The sequence below is a fragment of the Sporosarcina aquimarina genome, assembly GCF_019748715.1.
GTDB lineage: Bacteria > Bacillota > Bacilli > Bacillales_A > Planococcaceae > Sporosarcina > Sporosarcina newyorkensis.
This window is the reverse complement of record NZ_JACLBZ010000025.1, coordinates 36,822-52,866: the sequence shown is the minus strand read 5'-3', so window position 1 is coordinate 52,866 and position 16,045 is coordinate 36,822. Positions and strand designations below refer to the sequence as shown.

The 16,045-nt window shown below is 42.8% G+C and carries 14 protein-coding genes; 5 read left to right on the top strand and 9 right to left on the bottom strand.

The features are described from left to right. Positions 1-26: 26 nt before the first annotated feature. The 7 genes from rpiA to H7J92_RS12265 form a co-directional block, all read right to left on the bottom strand. Positions 27-713, bottom strand: a complete 687-nt coding sequence (gene rpiA / locus H7J92_RS12295; protein WP_221837196.1) for a ribose 5-phosphate isomerase A — start codon at positions 711-713, stop codon at positions 27-29. Next, on the bottom strand, positions 707-1,855 hold the full coding sequence (gene dgoD / locus H7J92_RS12290) for a galactonate dehydratase (RefSeq protein WP_221837193.1): 1,149 nt from the start codon (positions 1,853-1,855) through the stop codon (positions 707-709). Before dgoD ends, rpiA begins: the two co-directional genes overlap by 7 nt. Before the next feature lie 4 nt (positions 1,856-1,859). After that, positions 1,860-2,501 carry a bifunctional 4-hydroxy-2-oxoglutarate aldolase/2-dehydro-3-deoxy-phosphogluconate aldolase gene (locus H7J92_RS12285; protein WP_221837191.1) on the bottom strand — a complete coding sequence of 214 codons (642 nt, stop codon included), beginning with the start codon at positions 2,499-2,501 and terminating at the stop codon, positions 1,860-1,862. A gap of 8 nt (positions 2,502-2,509) precedes the next feature. Next, entirely contained in the window at positions 2,510-3,466 is a 957-nt protein-coding gene (locus H7J92_RS12280; RefSeq protein ID WP_221837188.1) for a sugar kinase, read from the bottom strand. Positions 3,467-3,472: 6 nt separating this feature from the next. Further along, the gene (gene gnd, locus H7J92_RS12275) at positions 3,473-4,387 is read right to left on the bottom strand and encodes a phosphogluconate dehydrogenase (NAD(+)-dependent, decarboxylating) (RefSeq protein WP_221837185.1); all 915 of its coding nucleotides are present in this window, start codon (positions 4,385-4,387) and stop codon (positions 3,473-3,475) included. A 348-nt stretch (positions 4,388-4,735) separates the two neighbouring features. After that, positions 4,736-5,695, bottom strand: a complete 960-nt coding sequence (locus H7J92_RS12270; protein ID WP_221837183.1) for a DMT family transporter — start codon at positions 5,693-5,695, stop codon at positions 4,736-4,738. Between the two features lie 80 nt (positions 5,696-5,775). Further along, positions 5,776-6,561, bottom strand: coding sequence for an SDR family oxidoreductase (locus H7J92_RS12265; RefSeq protein WP_221837181.1), 786 nt, complete (start codon positions 6,559-6,561; stop codon positions 5,776-5,778). 240 nt (positions 6,562-6,801) lie between these two features. On the opposite strand from H7J92_RS12265, the gene H7J92_RS12260 reads away from it, so the two are divergent. Then, positions 6,802-7,362: a TetR/AcrR family transcriptional regulator gene (locus H7J92_RS12260; protein WP_221837179.1), complete on the top strand. Its 561-nt coding sequence runs from the start codon at positions 6,802-6,804 to the stop codon at positions 7,360-7,362. 179 nt (positions 7,363-7,541) lie between these two features. Here the strand turns inward: H7J92_RS12260 and H7J92_RS12255 are convergent, their stop codons facing one another. Next, positions 7,542-9,041, bottom strand: a complete 1,500-nt coding sequence (locus tag H7J92_RS12255) for a class I adenylate-forming enzyme family protein (RefSeq protein WP_221837178.1) — start codon at positions 9,039-9,041, stop codon at positions 7,542-7,544. A gap of 15 nt (positions 9,042-9,056) precedes the next feature. Then, positions 9,057-10,652 (bottom strand): acyl-CoA dehydrogenase family protein, encoded by a 1,596-nt coding sequence (locus H7J92_RS12250; protein WP_221837177.1) that lies wholly within the window; start codon positions 10,650-10,652, stop codon positions 9,057-9,059. Positions 10,653-10,949: 297 nt separating this feature from the next. On the opposite strand from H7J92_RS12250, the gene H7J92_RS12245 reads away from it, so the two are divergent. The 4 genes from H7J92_RS12245 (at position 10,950) to H7J92_RS12230 (ending at position 16,045) form a co-directional block, all read left to right on the top strand. Continuing rightward, the gene (locus H7J92_RS12245) at positions 10,950-12,080 is read left to right on the top strand and encodes a polysaccharide deacetylase family protein (protein WP_221837176.1); all 1,131 of its coding nucleotides are present in this window, start codon (positions 10,950-10,952) and stop codon (positions 12,078-12,080) included. 420 nt (positions 12,081-12,500) lie between these two features. Continuing rightward, on the top strand, positions 12,501-13,004 hold the full coding sequence (locus tag H7J92_RS12240; protein WP_009766428.1) for a DUF2243 domain-containing protein: 504 nt from the start codon (positions 12,501-12,503) through the stop codon (positions 13,002-13,004). Continuing rightward, positions 12,964-13,779 carry a cytochrome c oxidase assembly protein gene (locus tag H7J92_RS12235; RefSeq protein ID WP_342536768.1) on the top strand — a complete coding sequence of 272 codons (816 nt, stop codon included), beginning with the start codon at positions 12,964-12,966 and terminating at the stop codon, positions 13,777-13,779. The genes H7J92_RS12240 and H7J92_RS12235 overlap by 41 nt, the downstream gene beginning before the upstream one ends. A gap of 214 nt (positions 13,780-13,993) precedes the next feature. Beyond that, positions 13,994-16,045: a catalase gene (locus tag H7J92_RS12230; RefSeq protein ID WP_221837174.1), complete on the top strand. Its 2,052-nt coding sequence runs from the start codon at positions 13,994-13,996 to the stop codon at positions 16,043-16,045.

The following is a 16,045-nucleotide window of genomic DNA, read 5'->3' as shown; positions in this document are numbered from 1 at the left end:
CTATCTTCGAAGTTTTCTTGACCTGGTTACCCGTCATTTAACTGCTTTGGCTTTACCAGCCGGAAGTCATCGTTAAGAAATAATCCGACTTCCACTACTCCCGATATCAACTTTAGTTGTTCGTAAATGTTCAGCAACGGTTCGTTAATATCTTTTGTTACATCAACAATCCAGTTGCCATTGTCTGTGATGAAATAGCTTTCCCCGTCTTTTCTCAAGGCCGCCTTGTATCCCAAAACTTCGATTCTTTCAATCGTATAGAACGCATTAAAAGGGATAATTTCCAGTGGAATGACCTGCCCCGAGAAATCTTCCTTAAATTTGGAGCAATCGGCTAATATATATCGCTCCTCAGACTTCAGCAATACCTGTCTTTCCCGGAAAAGCGATCCACCACCTCCTTTAATTAGATTGGCATTTCCGTCCACCCTGTCCGCTCCGTCGAAAGCCTGATCGATGGAATGCGTCTCTTCAATCCCTATTAGAACCAGATCCAGCTCTTCAGCTTTCTTTGCGATCTTATTCGAGGAAGCGATGAATTTTAGGTTCATCTTTTCTTTTTCCATACGCTCCGACAAGTACACCAGAAAAAATTCAATTGTCGTACCAGAACCTACTCCGATGACGGAGTGATCTTTTACAAGCAAACTGGCAAACCTCGCCAGTTCCCCCTTCTCTTCGCTGTTGATATTCTTTTTGTATGGGCCTACCATTCAGCAACCGTCCCATCTGCGTGCCGCCATACGGGGTTTTTCCAATTGTGACCTTCCTTTTGTTTCTCTCTGACGTAGAACTCATCGATCACGATTCCTAACCCCGGCAATGTCGGATTCTTGGCATAGCCGTCTTCAAATTTGAAAACAGATGGGTCTTTCAGATAGTCCAATACATCATTTCCTTCATTGTAGTGAATACCTAAGCTCTGTTCCTGGATGAAGACATTATGGCTCGTCGCATCCACTTGCAGGCATGAAGCCAGCGCAATCGGGCCAAGCGGACAGTGGGGAGCTACCGCCACATCATAAGCTTCTGCCATGGAAAATATTTTCTTGCATTCCGTTATTCCGCCGGCATGTGACAGATCAGGCTGGATAATATCCACATAGCCTTCTTGCAGGACCTTTTTGAAATCCCATCTGGAATACATTCTTTCTCCGGTAGCAATAGGAATATTGCTGTGTCTGGCCACTTCCTTCAACGCCTCGTTATTTTCAGCCAGAACCGGCTCTTCGATGAACATCGGCCGGTATTGTTCCAATTCTTTCGCCAGTATCTTTGCCATGGGTTTATGTACGCGTCCATGAAAATCAATTCCGATTCCAAAGTCGACACCTAACCCTTCCCTGATCATTGCCACTCTCTCCAACACACTGTCAATCTTCGAATAACTATCGATGATTTGTAACTCTTCAGTCGCATTCATCTTGATCGCTTGAAACCCATTTTCCCTGGCCAATTTTGCTTGATCGAGCACATCTGAAGGTCGGTCCCCACCGATCCAGGAATATACCTTCACTTTGTCTCTGCAAGCGCCGCCCATAAGTTCATAAATAGGGGCATTGAAGAATTTACCCTTAATGTCCCAGAGTGCTTGATCGATCCCTGCAATGGCACTCATCAGAATCGGACCGCCGCGATAAAAGCCTGAACGGTACAATATGTTCCAAATGTCTTCGATTCGCATCGGATCCTTTCCAATTAAATATTCGCTGAGTTCGTGGACACACGCCTCGACAGTCGCTGCGCGGCCTTCAACAATCGGCTCTCCCCAACCCTCTATACCTTCATCGGTCGTAATCTTAAGGAAAAGCCATCTGGGCGGGACTTGGAAAGTTTCTATTTCTTTGATTCGCATGTATTCACCTCACCTCTTTGAACCGGTTCACGAAGCATTTTGCTTTTTCAGCCAGCCCTTCGTAGTCCTCTGATTCAATCAACTTCTTGTCCAACAGCGAGCTGCCGACACCCACCGCCAACGCCCCATTCATTAAGAAGTCACCCATATTTTCAAGGTCCACTCCTCCTGTCGGCATCATCGGTATATGAGCCAACGGACCCTGTAAATCTTTAAAAAAGGCAGGGCCCAACGTCGATGCCGGGAACACCTTTACCAAGTCCGCCCCCGCTGCATAAGCCGTTACGATCTCCGTAGGTGTATATACACCAGGTATGGATATACAGCCATACCGATTCGCCGTTTGAATAACTTCCAAGTCAAAGTTTGGAGAGAAAATAAAATCAGCCTGGGCATCGGCCGCCATTTTAGCAGTTTCTTTATCGAGCACCGTTCCGGCACCAATCAGTACCCGGTCCCCATACAGTTTCTTCATATTCCGAATGGTGTCATAACTCCGCTCACTGTCTGCTGTGATTTCCAGTACTTTGATTCCGCTTCCAACGAGTGTTTTGATGACCTCGCTGATTTGTTCGGGATCAACCTTCCTTAATACCGCCACTACACCGTGTTCTTCAATGATTTTCAGTTTGTCCCACTTCCGCAATGTAAGAACTACCTCCTGACGTCTGATGTAAACTCATTTTCGAGTTCTTCATTTAATTCTACGAGTGAAGGTAATCCCTCTACGTCGCCATATTGCTGAATGACTCTTGCTCCCAAAGTATTGCCAAAACGGATGCACTGCTCCAGATGACAATTTTGTAATAGACCATGTACAAATCCCGCGGCAAATGCATCGCCCGCACCTACCGGATCAATTACATTATTCACTTTCACGGCTGAAATCTCTTTAAAATTACCATTTTCGTATAGTACCGTGCTCTCACTTCCGCGTTTAATGACGATCACTTGCTGTTCATTAGTTTGCAAAGTACGGCAAATTGAACCAATTTCTTTTTGATTCGTCAGAAAAGCGGCCTCCTCCATACCAGCCAAGATATAATCCGCTTTATCCGCTATGGCATTCAATACAGTAAATGCTTCTTTCCTGTCCCATAACTTAAAACGTATATTGGGATCAAAAATAATTTTGACTTTATATTTCCGCGCTAAATCAATCGCTTCGGATACTAATTCTTTACAGGAATTACTCAACGCCGGAGTCACGCCCGTAATATGAAGATATTTTAATTCACTGAAAATCTCTTCGGGAAGATCTTCTTTCTCCATCCGGCTCGCCGCCGATGCGCCGCGGTAGTAGTATACGTTCATAGTGTCACTGAATTTCTGCTCTTTGAACAACAAGCCTGTGGGCGCTTCTTCCATCATCCGAAAGTAGGTTGTATCGATCCCTTCCGATCTAATGCTCTTAAGAATTCGGCGTCCAAACGGATCATTGCCGACCTTGCTCATGTAAGAAACTTTATGACCTAGACGCGCCAGGCCGGTGGCAAAGTTGGATTCCGCCCCCCCAACCTTCTGATAAATCTGTGGAAGATCCTCCAGGTTGCCAATCTCATGAGTCTGGAAGATTACCATTGATTCTCCAAACGTAAATACATCGGCCATATAAAATCACTTCCCCTCTACCTCATGGCCGCCAAATTCCTTCCGTAATGCAGCCACGACCTTTCCACTAAATGTATCTTCCTGCAAAGAACGGTTCCGCATCATTAACGATAATGTAGTTACCGGAACCGGGACCTTCAAATTCATTGCTTCTTCCACCAGCCACTGAGCCTCTCCTGACGCATTCATCTTTCCGACAATTGTTTCCAGTTGGGAATCCTTCGAGAATGACTGTTCAAGAAGCTCCATCAACCAACTTCTGATGACTGACCCATTATTCCAAAGTCTGGTGACATCCTGATAGTCAAATGAATAGGAGCTTTCGCTCAATATTTCAAATCCTTCGGCAATCGCCTGCATCATACCGTATTCAATACCGTTATGAACCATTTTGAGATAATGGCCGCTGCCTGATTTTCCCGTGTAGAGGAGACCGCCTTCACAGCAGATCTCAGTTAAAAACGGCTCGATCCTGTTGAAACTATCCTCATTCCCGCCGATCATGGCACAAAGACCATCACTTGCCCCTTCCACACCGCCACTCGTCCCGACATCGAGCAGATTCAGACCCGCCTTTCTATAGTCAACTTCCCATTTTTCAATGTCTTTATAATGAGAATTTCCACATTCCAACACGGTCGCTCCTCTTGGAAGGGCTTTCAAAAGTTCACTCAGCATAGACTCAGTTTCTTCACCGTGGGGTATTAAAATAAAGATTATGTCCTCCGGTTCGATTTTATGTATAAGCGATTCCCATTTACTAATAAACTCGAACTTTTTGGTTTGAAATACTTTTTCTTGCAGAAGCTTTTCTTTGATTTGAGGAAGAATATCATAACCTACAACGTCATAGCCATTTCTCAAAATATTTTTCGCCAGATTACTTCCCATTTTTCCTAACCCAATTAAAGCAACTTTCAAAGCTACCACATCCTCTTATTTATGTCATCATTCATTAATGCTGAATAGCGTTCTGACTTTATGCCGAAATATTTTTTAACAGCGATTGCAGTAAAATCTATTTTTACCTTTTTACTAATAGCTGGCCAACAGCTAAAAGCTTGTTTTAATTAAGAGTCTGAAAGGTTAGATATTTCTAACTCTTGATTATTATTTAAAAGTATATTCAAACCTGTCAGATAAATCAAGAGGTTTTTTATTTACTTGACTGATTATTTAATTAAATGTCTATTCATATTTCCTCTACTCTGACATAGCCGCCACTCTATCCAGCAATATTCTATGAGAATTTCGGTATGATTTATCTTACTAAATATCCTGTTTACCTTTGTGATCATCAGCTTGCAAAGAATCTGTCTGCTCTTGTTTTATTGTTGTTGATCTCAACAATGTCTCTAAAGATCCCGAACCAAGTAGGACGCCTGCAATAATAAATGTCAGTCCAACAAAGTGAACCAGGAGTATGGCTTCTCCTAAAAATAAACCAGCCCCTATCAACGAAAAAAATGTGTTTAAATTTAAGAAAATTGATGACCGGGCTGCACCGATCTTTTCAATAGCCGAATTATATATCATGTGGCCGACCGCAGTTGCCAGCAGAGCAGAAAACAGGAAGATCAACCAAACGGAAGCATTACCTTTTGATAACTCGCTGAAACCATTTGGTTCCTTAACGAGAGCAATCAGCAATAAGATTAGTGAACCTATAAAAAACATATAGCCAGTAAGAAGCCTGGGATCCATTGTCTCGGAAGCTTTTTTAATTAAAATAAAGCTAAAAGCTTGCGAAACTATGGCGACAAAAATTTCAATATCCCCAATAGAGATTTCACCTAATGTTTTACTTCCGGCTAGTACGATCACGCTGACCCCTATACCGCCAAACAAGAAACCAACAAAGCGGATCATCGTTACCTTTTCCTTTAATATTAAAACGGATAATACAGCTGTCAGAAGTGGACCCAGCCCTAAGATTAATCCTCCGTTTGCCGCTGAGGTCTTTGTCAGTCCCTCGGATAAAAAATAATGATGCGCCGCAACACTGGTTATAGCTCCCCCAAAAACATATAACCATTCTTTCTTACGAGGCAGTCGTATAATCTTAAGGATGAATAAAATTATAAATACTAAAGAGGAAGCTGTAAGAATCCGAATTGATGTAATCGTAATCGGACTAAAATAATTAACGAGAAATTTCAGTGCCGATACATTGACGCCCCAAATGAACATAACCAAAATCAAAGTGATAAATACTTTAATGTTCTTCATAAGTCAGCGGCCTTCCCTAAGAATATTTAGTTTAAATATAAAACCGTTTGCTCCGAGTTTTTTGCCGTCAGTCGGATAAATCAAATTGAATTTATCATACCGCCGTCAATCAGAATCGTCTCTCCTGTAACATAAGTGTTCATACCCGAAGCTAAAAAGGTCACGATTTTTGCAAATTCATTCGCAGTTCCATAACGGCCCAATGGAACTTTACCTAACTGCTCTTTGATTAATGCTTCCTTGGTTATACCTTTCTGTTCCGCCTCCTCTTTTTGAATGCTCTCCAGGCGATCGGTGAGTATTAGACCGGGGCCGACGACATTGACTAAAATATTAAAAGGCGCAAGCTCAGAAGCCAATGTTTTTGACAGCCCGACAACACCGTTCCTGAAGACGTTCGACAAAATTAAGCCGGGGATCGGTTGCTTAACTGAACTGGAAGCAAGATTGATAATCTTACCTCCTTTTTCTTTCATGTCCGGCAGAACCTCACGGACAAAGCGTATATAACTCAGCAGAGTCAATTCAAATGCCTCTTCCCAAGAATCGTCGGTTAGCTCTGTAAACTTGCCAGCCGGCGGGCCTCCGGAATTATTAATCAATACATCTATTTTCCCAAATTCCCCTCTGGCAAATTGTACTAATTCCTTAATTTCTTCATAATTTGTGATATCGCATGCCTTGCAGCTGACATTTCCCCTATTCAGATCTCTTAATTCTTGCATAGTTTTTTTTAGTTTTATTTCATCTCTTCCTGTGATTACTACATTAGCTCCTTCTTGTAATAAGTTTTGTGCGATAGCTTTTCCCAGACCCCTGCTTGAAGCTACCACAAGAGCATTTCTCCCTTCTAACTTTAAATCCACATTGATTCACTCCTTTTAATTTTGCACTCGCCTTTAAGACGAAAAATTCCGTCTCCTATAACTCTGTTTATTGGCTAATTATAGAAGTTAGATTTTTAAAGTCAATATAATAGTCTAAAAATTATCTTTTTTCAATCAAATGAGATGATTTCAAGGATTACTGAAGGATTGAAAAAATGCTGTTAGACCTCACTTCCACTTCACTGTATGATGGACATATTACATCTTAAGGAGAAGCCAATGACACGTGAAGAGAAGAAGAAAGCCAACCAACAACGTATGATAGATGCAGCAGTTCACTTATTTAGCAAAAAGCCCTTTACAGATGTCAGTATGCGAGACATAGCCAAGTATGCGGAAGTTTCGCCTGCACTGATTTATAAATATTTTGATGACCAACAACATCTTTACATGGAAGCGATAAAAGTGGAAGGGCAGAAATTAATCGGGAAGCTAACGCCTTTCCATCAGCTCTCTGAACTAGTAGAACAGTATATCTGCTATATGTTTAAGGACGAAGTATTGTTCCAAATGATGGCGTACTTTATGTTAGAAGCGAACGAAAGAAGACCTACGATTCCGATTCACAACGAAATCGCAGGATTAATGAAGCTTTTCGAGTCAGCACTTAAGCCCCTCTTTCCAGTCGATACCAGACGAGAAGCCCAGTTGCTTTTTTCCACATTGAATGGACTGCTTATTACCTACAAGAATTATTCAACACTTACAACCGAACAAGCGTTGCACCGTATAAAATCTCTGTCCAAACTATATATAAGCCATTTGCAGCCAACTAACTAAACTATTTTAATCGCTAGACGTAAGAGCCGCTCAAAAAGTTGTTTTCATCCGACTTTTCGAGCGGCTCTTGTTTTTTTATAAGGAAAGCCTTTGTGCAAATAAGCGAGGAATAGCTTTAAGTGAAAGATACCTCTGACTTTAGTGCAATCCCTCGGCCTTCATTTTTCCTATTTCACTTATTAAATAGAGACCATTTCTTTTAATCTTTGCTTCAGGATCTTCCCGACCGCATTGCGTGGCAATTGATCTACAAACACTACCTCTTTCACAGCTTTGTAGGATGCTAACTTTTCCTTACTAAATTCTATTATATCTTCCACTGATACCTCTACGTCTTTAGCTTTCACGATGAAGGCTTTTGGTACTTCGCCCCATTGTTCATTCACCACGCCTACGACCGCCACGTCCGCGACGGCTGGATGCTGGGCTAATGTTTGCTCAAGTTCTGATGAGTAAATATTTTCACCGCCGCTGATAATCAAATCTTTCAGTCGGTCCACGACATAGAGAAACCCTTGTTCATCAATATAGCCAATATCTCCTGTGTGGAATTCTCCGTCAATCACTGTACTCATATACGCTTCTTCATTTTTATAGTATCCGACAAATACTTGTGGTCCGCCGATAATAATTTCTCCTATTTCACCGTTCGGCAATGTCTCTTTGGAGTCTGTATCCGCAATTCGCAGCGTCCCATGCATAACCGGTTTACCCATGGAATCATATTTATCAGGATGTTGCGTTTCCTTCCATAATGTTACAGCACCGGCATATTCCGTAATTCCATAGACTTGCTGAACCGGAATCCCCATCTCCCTAAACTGCAAAATGAGAGGAGCTGGAACAGCCGATGCCCCACAAGTGATGTTACGCAATGAAGAAATATCGGCGGAGACTGCTGGATACGTTTTCAGAAGAAATGTCAACATGGCGGGCACAGTCATCATCGTTGTGATCCGTTCTGATTCAATTAGTTTCCAAGCTGCTGTCGGATTGAAATCTTCCATCAGAATCATGGCAGCACCTGTATGGACATTCGTGATTAACGGTGCCAAGCCTCCGATATGGAAAAATGGAGCTACCATCAGGAACTTATCACTCTCCCGCCAATCAATCGTATGGGACAAGCCTATGGACGTGGCTAAGAGATTATTATGCGACAATAATGCTCCTTTTGGTTTACCTGTTGTCCCGGATGTATACATGATAAGGATTGGATCATTTCCGGTTGTTTCATATATAGGCTCTCTCGTCTTTTGTCCCCAAACGGAAGAAAAGGATGGTGATGTGCTACTGGAAATATAATGGGATGCCGGGATCATTTTCTTCAGATCTTCAATAGTTGTCTGGAACACTTCATCGTAGACAATTAATTTTGCTTCACTATGCGAAAGAATATATTGCAACTCCTCTTTCCCTAGGCGCCAATTCACCATGACTGAAATGACTCCGATCTTTGCAGCACCAAAAAACGCGGCAATTGCCTGTTCATTATTTTTACATAGTATGGCCATGGTGTCGCCTTTGCTCAAACCTATTTCCTGCAGATACTCGGAAAACGAATTCGCCCGCTCATTCATCTCTTCAAAAGTAATCTTGGTATCGCCATGTATAAAGCCGACCTTCTCCCCCATCATTATTGCTCTACTGCGCAATACGCTTCCAATATTCATCTCCATCTCCCGAACACCCCTCTATAAGTTATTCAGTATTTCCTCTCTTAAAATCGGTTGCTCTTCAAAAGGTTTCGTCACAGCTTGTTGAAATGACAAAAACAGTTCCTCCCATAACGATTCCCAATTCATCGCAGCCATCTTATTGAATGGGGTCGGAGCTTCCATAATATTAATCCCCATGATCGCCTCGATGCGCGAAGTATATTGTGTCACATCTATTAGAGATAGATGCGGAAACATGGTTTCTAAAACCGTCTCAATCGGTACGGTTTTACGCAGCCGGAAAAGATCCCGATAAATTTGTGTCAGCAATACATTTCGCGGTCCTTCCCATAGTTCATTGACAAGACTATCCCGAAACAATCTCGGTATGGCTGAAAAATCTTCTATTGCACCATGCCCGCCGAAAAGGGATATTGCCAACCGTAAATGATCGACAGCTTCTTTGGCAGCATATATTTTCTGCAGTAAAATCAATTCCCGCAAAGCAAACTGCTGCAGCTCATCGTAGTCATCTTGCTCCAAAAACATCTTATACAGATGAAACGCTGTAGCCGTCATTCGCTTTGCTGCCCCTTCGAGTTCTTCCAGTTGTGCAGCTGCCATCGGAAAACCATCAATCGTCCGGTCGAACACATGGCGGAAGCGCGCATAAAGCTTCGCCTCTCTAGCTGCACGCATGACAAATGCTGCACTGGCAAAGCCGATGTCCAAGCGAGAACGCGTCAGAACGATGCCGACCGCTAAAGCAACCCCACGGTCTTCAGGTCCAATTCGGTATGCTACCGCCCCTTCATAATCAATTTCTCCGGAAGGAAGCTCACTTGTGCCCAATTTCCATTTTAATCGATTAATGCGGTAGCCATTCCGTAGTTCTTTCTCTTTGTCTCCTGGCAAATAGGAGGGCACAACAAATACGGCAATATTCTCCGTACCTTCTATTTTTGCCGTCACGACCGAATAATCAGCATGCACAGCGGAACAGAAAAATTTATTGCCATACAATAGATAATGCGAATCCATAGGAACCGCCTCTAGTAGATTGGCAGGAATGTTCGAACCTCCTTGGATCTCCGACATGAATTGTGCGCCAATAGCGAAGTTCCCATCAATCCCTTCTTTTGCATGTGCGTGAATCTCTTTGACCTCTTTTGGAACTTCTTCATAAAACGCTTCAATCAATTCAATCAGACCATCCGTACATGCTACAGGACATGTAATTCCCGCTTCACCATTTCCATGCAGTAAATAGCGTTTCATAATTCCTTCGTAAGTAAGTTGTTTCATTGAAAATAGTCCTTCGCCAAATACTTCTTCTGTGAGTTTAAGCGCTTCCGCCGGACGAACTATGCGATCAATTCGGCGGTTGTATGCATCATATTGACGCAACTTCGGATGATTCTCGGGTCTGGCAATTTCATTGACCGTCGCTCGCCACGAAGTGGAAAGTTTGTTTGCGAATGGTTGAAGTCTGCGATGCATCTCCCCCCAATCTTCTTTAGACAAATTCGACAACACTTCCACTAAAAAAGGATTGTCCAAATCATCCAATGTATCCTTTACAGCCAAGAACGAGTCAAATGTATATTGGGGATTCTTCTTTACGCAAAACATAGTAATACCTCCTATTACAGAATATTCTACCATCTAAATTTTGAAAGTAAACATCGTTTACCCATGTTTTTATAATAATAGTTTTTAATGAAGATACGAAAAAGTTATCTAACCAACTACTTGTGCCGGAAGGTTTCCGGAGAGGTTGGCACCGATTTCTCCAAAGTAAATAACTTAATTGTTTTCGCTAAAAATTTAGACTATTGTATGTTGCGATGAGTATAGGAGATTTCATAGATTTGTCGAAAGATACTAAATTACGATTACGACCTACTCTATACGAAATGAGGGATGAAAATGAAAAAAAGAATCTGGGGATTGCTCGGAGTATTATTCGCCTTGCTTTTTATTCTTGGATCCATGTCTGTAGATGCGGCTGTCACGAATGATAAACGTTATATTGGGTTGCATGACAGAATATTACCTATTAATGACGTGCCTGTAATCGGCAACAATACCCGTGTCCCTTTAGGTGAAATCGCAAAGTTCCTTTATCTGCCTTTGGAAATTGAAGACGGTGTCATGCATGTACGTAAAAGAGGAGCCGACTATACGTATGACTATGCAACAAAGGAAACGAGGAAAGACGGCATTCTCCAGACCAGTTCACCGATTGTTGAGCTGAATGGAAAATTGTATATTACCGTCACATACATCGCGGACGAACTGGGCTTCAAAACACATTACTTCCCTAAATTTAAGACACTGCGGATTTATCGCGATGATTACAAACATATGCCGCATGCAAATTTCGAATCCGTCATCAAGAAGCACATGCAAGCAAAGCCGGAAGACTCTGGCAAAGCGAATGTCTATCTCACATTTGACGATGGACCGAATCGATTCACATCTGCCAATACTGCCATCTTGAAAAAGTATAACGTCAAAGGAACCTTTTTCTTCATTGGGAATCAAATGAAGGATCAACAAAAAATTTTCAAAGAGACAGCAGCAGCCGGTCATTATATCGGCTCACACAGTATGACGCATGACGCCAATAAGGTCTATCAGACTACAAAAAGTTTCATGGATGAGATGAATAAAGGACTTAGGCTGATTGAGCAAATCACTGGAAACGATACCAAGTTGGTGCGTGTTCCTTATGGCAGCAAGCCGTATGTGACTGCAGCTATGCGAAATGAGCTCATCCGCTACGATTATAAACTATGGGACTGGAACGTTGATTCGGAGGATTGGAAATATACGAACCAACAGGCGGGACGCATCGTGAAGAACATTCAGACAGGCGTGAAGAAAGCCTATGCAACAGGCAATCGGAACATCGTGATTCTCATGCATGACCGCAGCCAAACAGCAAAAGTCCTTCCCGAGATCATTGAATGGCTGCAAGCGCAAGGCTATGTCTTGAAGCCATATGATCCTGCACATCATACGGTGAACAACTTTTATGCCGATAAACGTTTGTGATAAACGCTAAGTCCTTATGTATATATGTATTACCAGGCCTCCAAACTTTACAGATTTGGGGGCCTGGTAGTTTATTCAAGAAGAGACTTTATCATGACATGGAAGCTTAGCAGAAATTACTGCAATCACAATAACGATTACTATAAACTCCCAATATTCTGTTGGTAGAATTTGCGGCTGCTTCCATAATAGTTTGCTGAACAATAACATATAGCCCCTGATTATTACATTTCAGTAATCGGATTAAACTTCATTTTATAGATTCCTTTATCTTTCTTTGCATTTAACAGCCCTTTTGAGATAAGTGAAATCCCTTCGTGTCCTCCACCAATTTATTCCCAAAACTCTCCAAACTTGGTTTAACCGCCCATTCTTTTGGTAATAATTAAGTATAAACACCATAAAGGCGGCGACTCTTATATGACTATAAAGAAAGTAACCAACTGGACGAATCGTTCGAAGTTCGCTAGTAAGAACTTATGGGCAGGCATATTGTTTGGGCTCGGCTTTGTAGCTTTCTTGGACGAGACTCTTTTTCATCAGTTGCTGCATTGGCATAAGTTTTATGATAAATCGACGATCGCAGTCGGTTTGGTTTCAGATGGATTGTTTCACGCGTTCAGCTGGTTTGCAACAGTCGGCGGCTTATATTTGGTCGCCGATTTACGGAGGCGAGATGCATTATGGCATAAAATGTTTTGGGGAGGAAAACTGCTTGGTGGTGGGGCCTTTCAGCTATACGACGGCACGATACAACATAAAGTCATGCGAATTCACCAAATACGCTACAATGTCGATATCGTCCCGTATGACTTGGTTTGGAATATTAGCGCTGTACTCATGATTTTGGCGGGAGTTTGGCTATTAAGGTCGGCAAGACAGGATGAGCGGATGGCAGGAAGTGGGGAACTTCATGTTGCATGATTTTCCGTTCCCTTTTACCGATGTCTTATTTGGCATTCCAGCAGTGTTGGCTATCGTGCTTTATCTTGCAGGAGTTTTCAAGAACAATCGGCACGCATCTCGGCGCCAATGGCCATGGATTCGTACTATGTTCTGGTTTTTTGGTGTTTTACTCTCGGCGAGCGCCGTGATTGGACCAATTGCCGAAGCTTCCCACGGGAACTTCACTGTGCATATGATGGGCCATTTATTCCTTGGAATGCTCGGTCCCCTTCTACTGGCTCTTGCGGCTCCGATGACACTGTTGTTGCGCGTGCTCTCAGTCCATCATGCAAGGCAGCTGTGCCGCTTGCTGAAAAGCCGACTCTCAAAATTTTATACTCACCCTGTTACCGCTACCTTCCTCAACATCGGCGGACTTTGGCTGTTGTATACTACCGACTTGTATATGACTATGCACCACCAACTCTGGCTACATGTTCTCGTTCATATCCATGTATTTGTGGCGGGCTATTTATTCACCATTTCCTTACTGTACATCGACCCGGTTTTCCATCGTTTCAGCTACATTTACCGGACTCTAGTCTTTATTGTTGCTCTTGCAGGACACGGGATCTTGTCCAAATACATTTATGCTTACCCTCCAGAAGGCGTACCTCTTGATCAAGCACGCACAGGGGCCATGCTTATGTATTACGGAGGAGATGCTGTTGATCTCGTCATCATTATTCTTTTATTCAAAAAATGGTTTCAGGCTACACGTCCCCGAACACGAGCAGTTTCGGTCACCGCGTAACAAAGTTTTAGAAAACAGGCACCTGCACCTATGCAGCAGTGTCTGTTTTTTTGCGGATTCACTTATTAACTGTAAACTACTACAGTTTAATAAAGTCTCTTTCGGGGAAGATGTGTAGTCAAAGGGATATCTAGCGGGATGAATTCTTGCTAGTCTCATAACTTTTTGACGCTTGATTGCACTCAAAAAATTAAAAGAGAAGGATGATGAAGAGATGGATCAGAACCATAAGAATAAAGACAGTAAAGACGAACAACTGGAACAATTCCGCCTAACAAATACCGGACCCGATAAGCAAATGACCGAGGAAAGCGGAATGAAAGTTTCAGACGATCAAAAGTCGTTGCGTGCCGGTAAGCGGGGGCCGCTTCTAATGCAAGACTTTCATTTCTATAAAAAGCAATCTCATTTCAACCGTGAACGGATTCCCGAAAAAGTTGTGCACGCACGCGGGTTCGGAGTTTACGGAGACTTTGAACTGTATGAGTCGATGAAAGACTACACAGTGGCGAAATTCTTGCAAGAACCAGGGAAGAAAACACCTCTTTTCGTCCGCTTTTCCAATTTCGTAGGGAACCGGGGATCGAAGGACACAGCAGTTGATATCCGGGGTATAGCGATCAAGTTTTATACGGAGGAAGGAAACTATGATCAGCTTTCATTGCAATTCCCTGTCTTCATCCTAAGCGATCCAATGAAATTCATGGATGTATCACACGCGGCAAAACCTGAACCAAAAACACATATTCCACAAGCAACCGTTGGGCATGATAATTTTTGGGATTATGTAGTGAGTAATCCTGAATCTGCGCATATGGTCATGTGGCTGATGTCAATGCGTGGCCGTCCTAGAAGCTGGAGAATGATGGAGGCTTATCCAATCAACACATTCCGTTTCGTCAATGAAAAAGGGATCTCGACGTTCGTTCGGTTTATTTGGAAACCGAAGTTAGGTGTGCATTCCTTGAAACTCGATGAAGCAAACATGATCGGCGGAGTAGACGCAGACTTCCATCGTCGTGATATTATCGAGGCAATTGAAAGCGGGTCCTATCCAGAATACGAACTTGGCGTGCAGCTGATCGCTGAAGAAGATGAATTCAAGTATGATTTCGATATTTTGGATGACACCAAACTTTGGCCCGAGGAAGAAGTTCCACTGAAAATAATCGGAAAGATGACGCTGAACCGTCTCATGGACAATTTCTTTGCGGAAGAAGAACAATCCGCATTTAACCCGTCTAATCTGGTTCCAGGTATTGAGTTCTCGAATGATCCTGTCTTGCAAGGCCGTTCATTCGCCTATCGGGATACTGAACTGTATCGTCAGAACTCTCCAAATTATGAGGAACTGCCGGTGAACCGCCCGATTGCGGATGTCGCCAACAACTTCCGTGACGGCTATCAGAAGCATCCGATCGATACCGACAACGTCCATATGCACAGCAATTCATTGGCTGGAAATACGCCAGCTGAAACACCGCCTGAACAAGGTGGCTATGAAAACTATCCAAAAACAGTGGAAGGACATGTGACGCGGGAACATCCAAGCGATTCATTCGAGGATTATTATACACAAGCCAGAATCTTTTGGAACAGCTTGTCTGAGCCTGAGAGATTGGACCTGATCGAGTCATTCAGTTTCCACTTAGGAAGCGTAAAGAGCAAGGAAGTACGTGAGATGAATGTAGAGATGTGGGCCAATGTCGATACCGAGATGGCGGGTATGATTGCGGATAATATTGGGGTCGAGCGTCCAAAAAACAAACACGTAGATGTAGACAAAAGCTATGCATCACTTAGTCAGCTGAACTCTCCTCATTCTGCAATGACGCAGAAGGTCGGCGTGCTGATCGGTGAAGGGTTTAACGGAAAAGAGGTTAAAGAGACGCTTGACACCCTTAAAGAAAATGGTGTTATGGTGGAAATCATTGCTGAAAAACTTGGTTCAGTCACTGGTGAAGACGGTACAGTTCTTGAGCCTACTAAAACATTCCTAACCGTTCACCCGTCCCTGTTTGATGCAATCTATATCGCAGGCGGAAAATCCCAAAACCAACTGAAATTCGATCAGATTATTTTCGATTTTGTGCGCATGCAATATATGCACCTGAAGCCAATCGGAGTTTCTAGCGGCAAGGATTCCTATATTGCACAGACCGAACACAACAACGGAATCGGCGTCGTATCAGCAACTGATAACCCAGATTTCGCCAATCAATTTGTCGCAGCCATCGCTCAAAAACGTTTCTGGGATCGAACATAA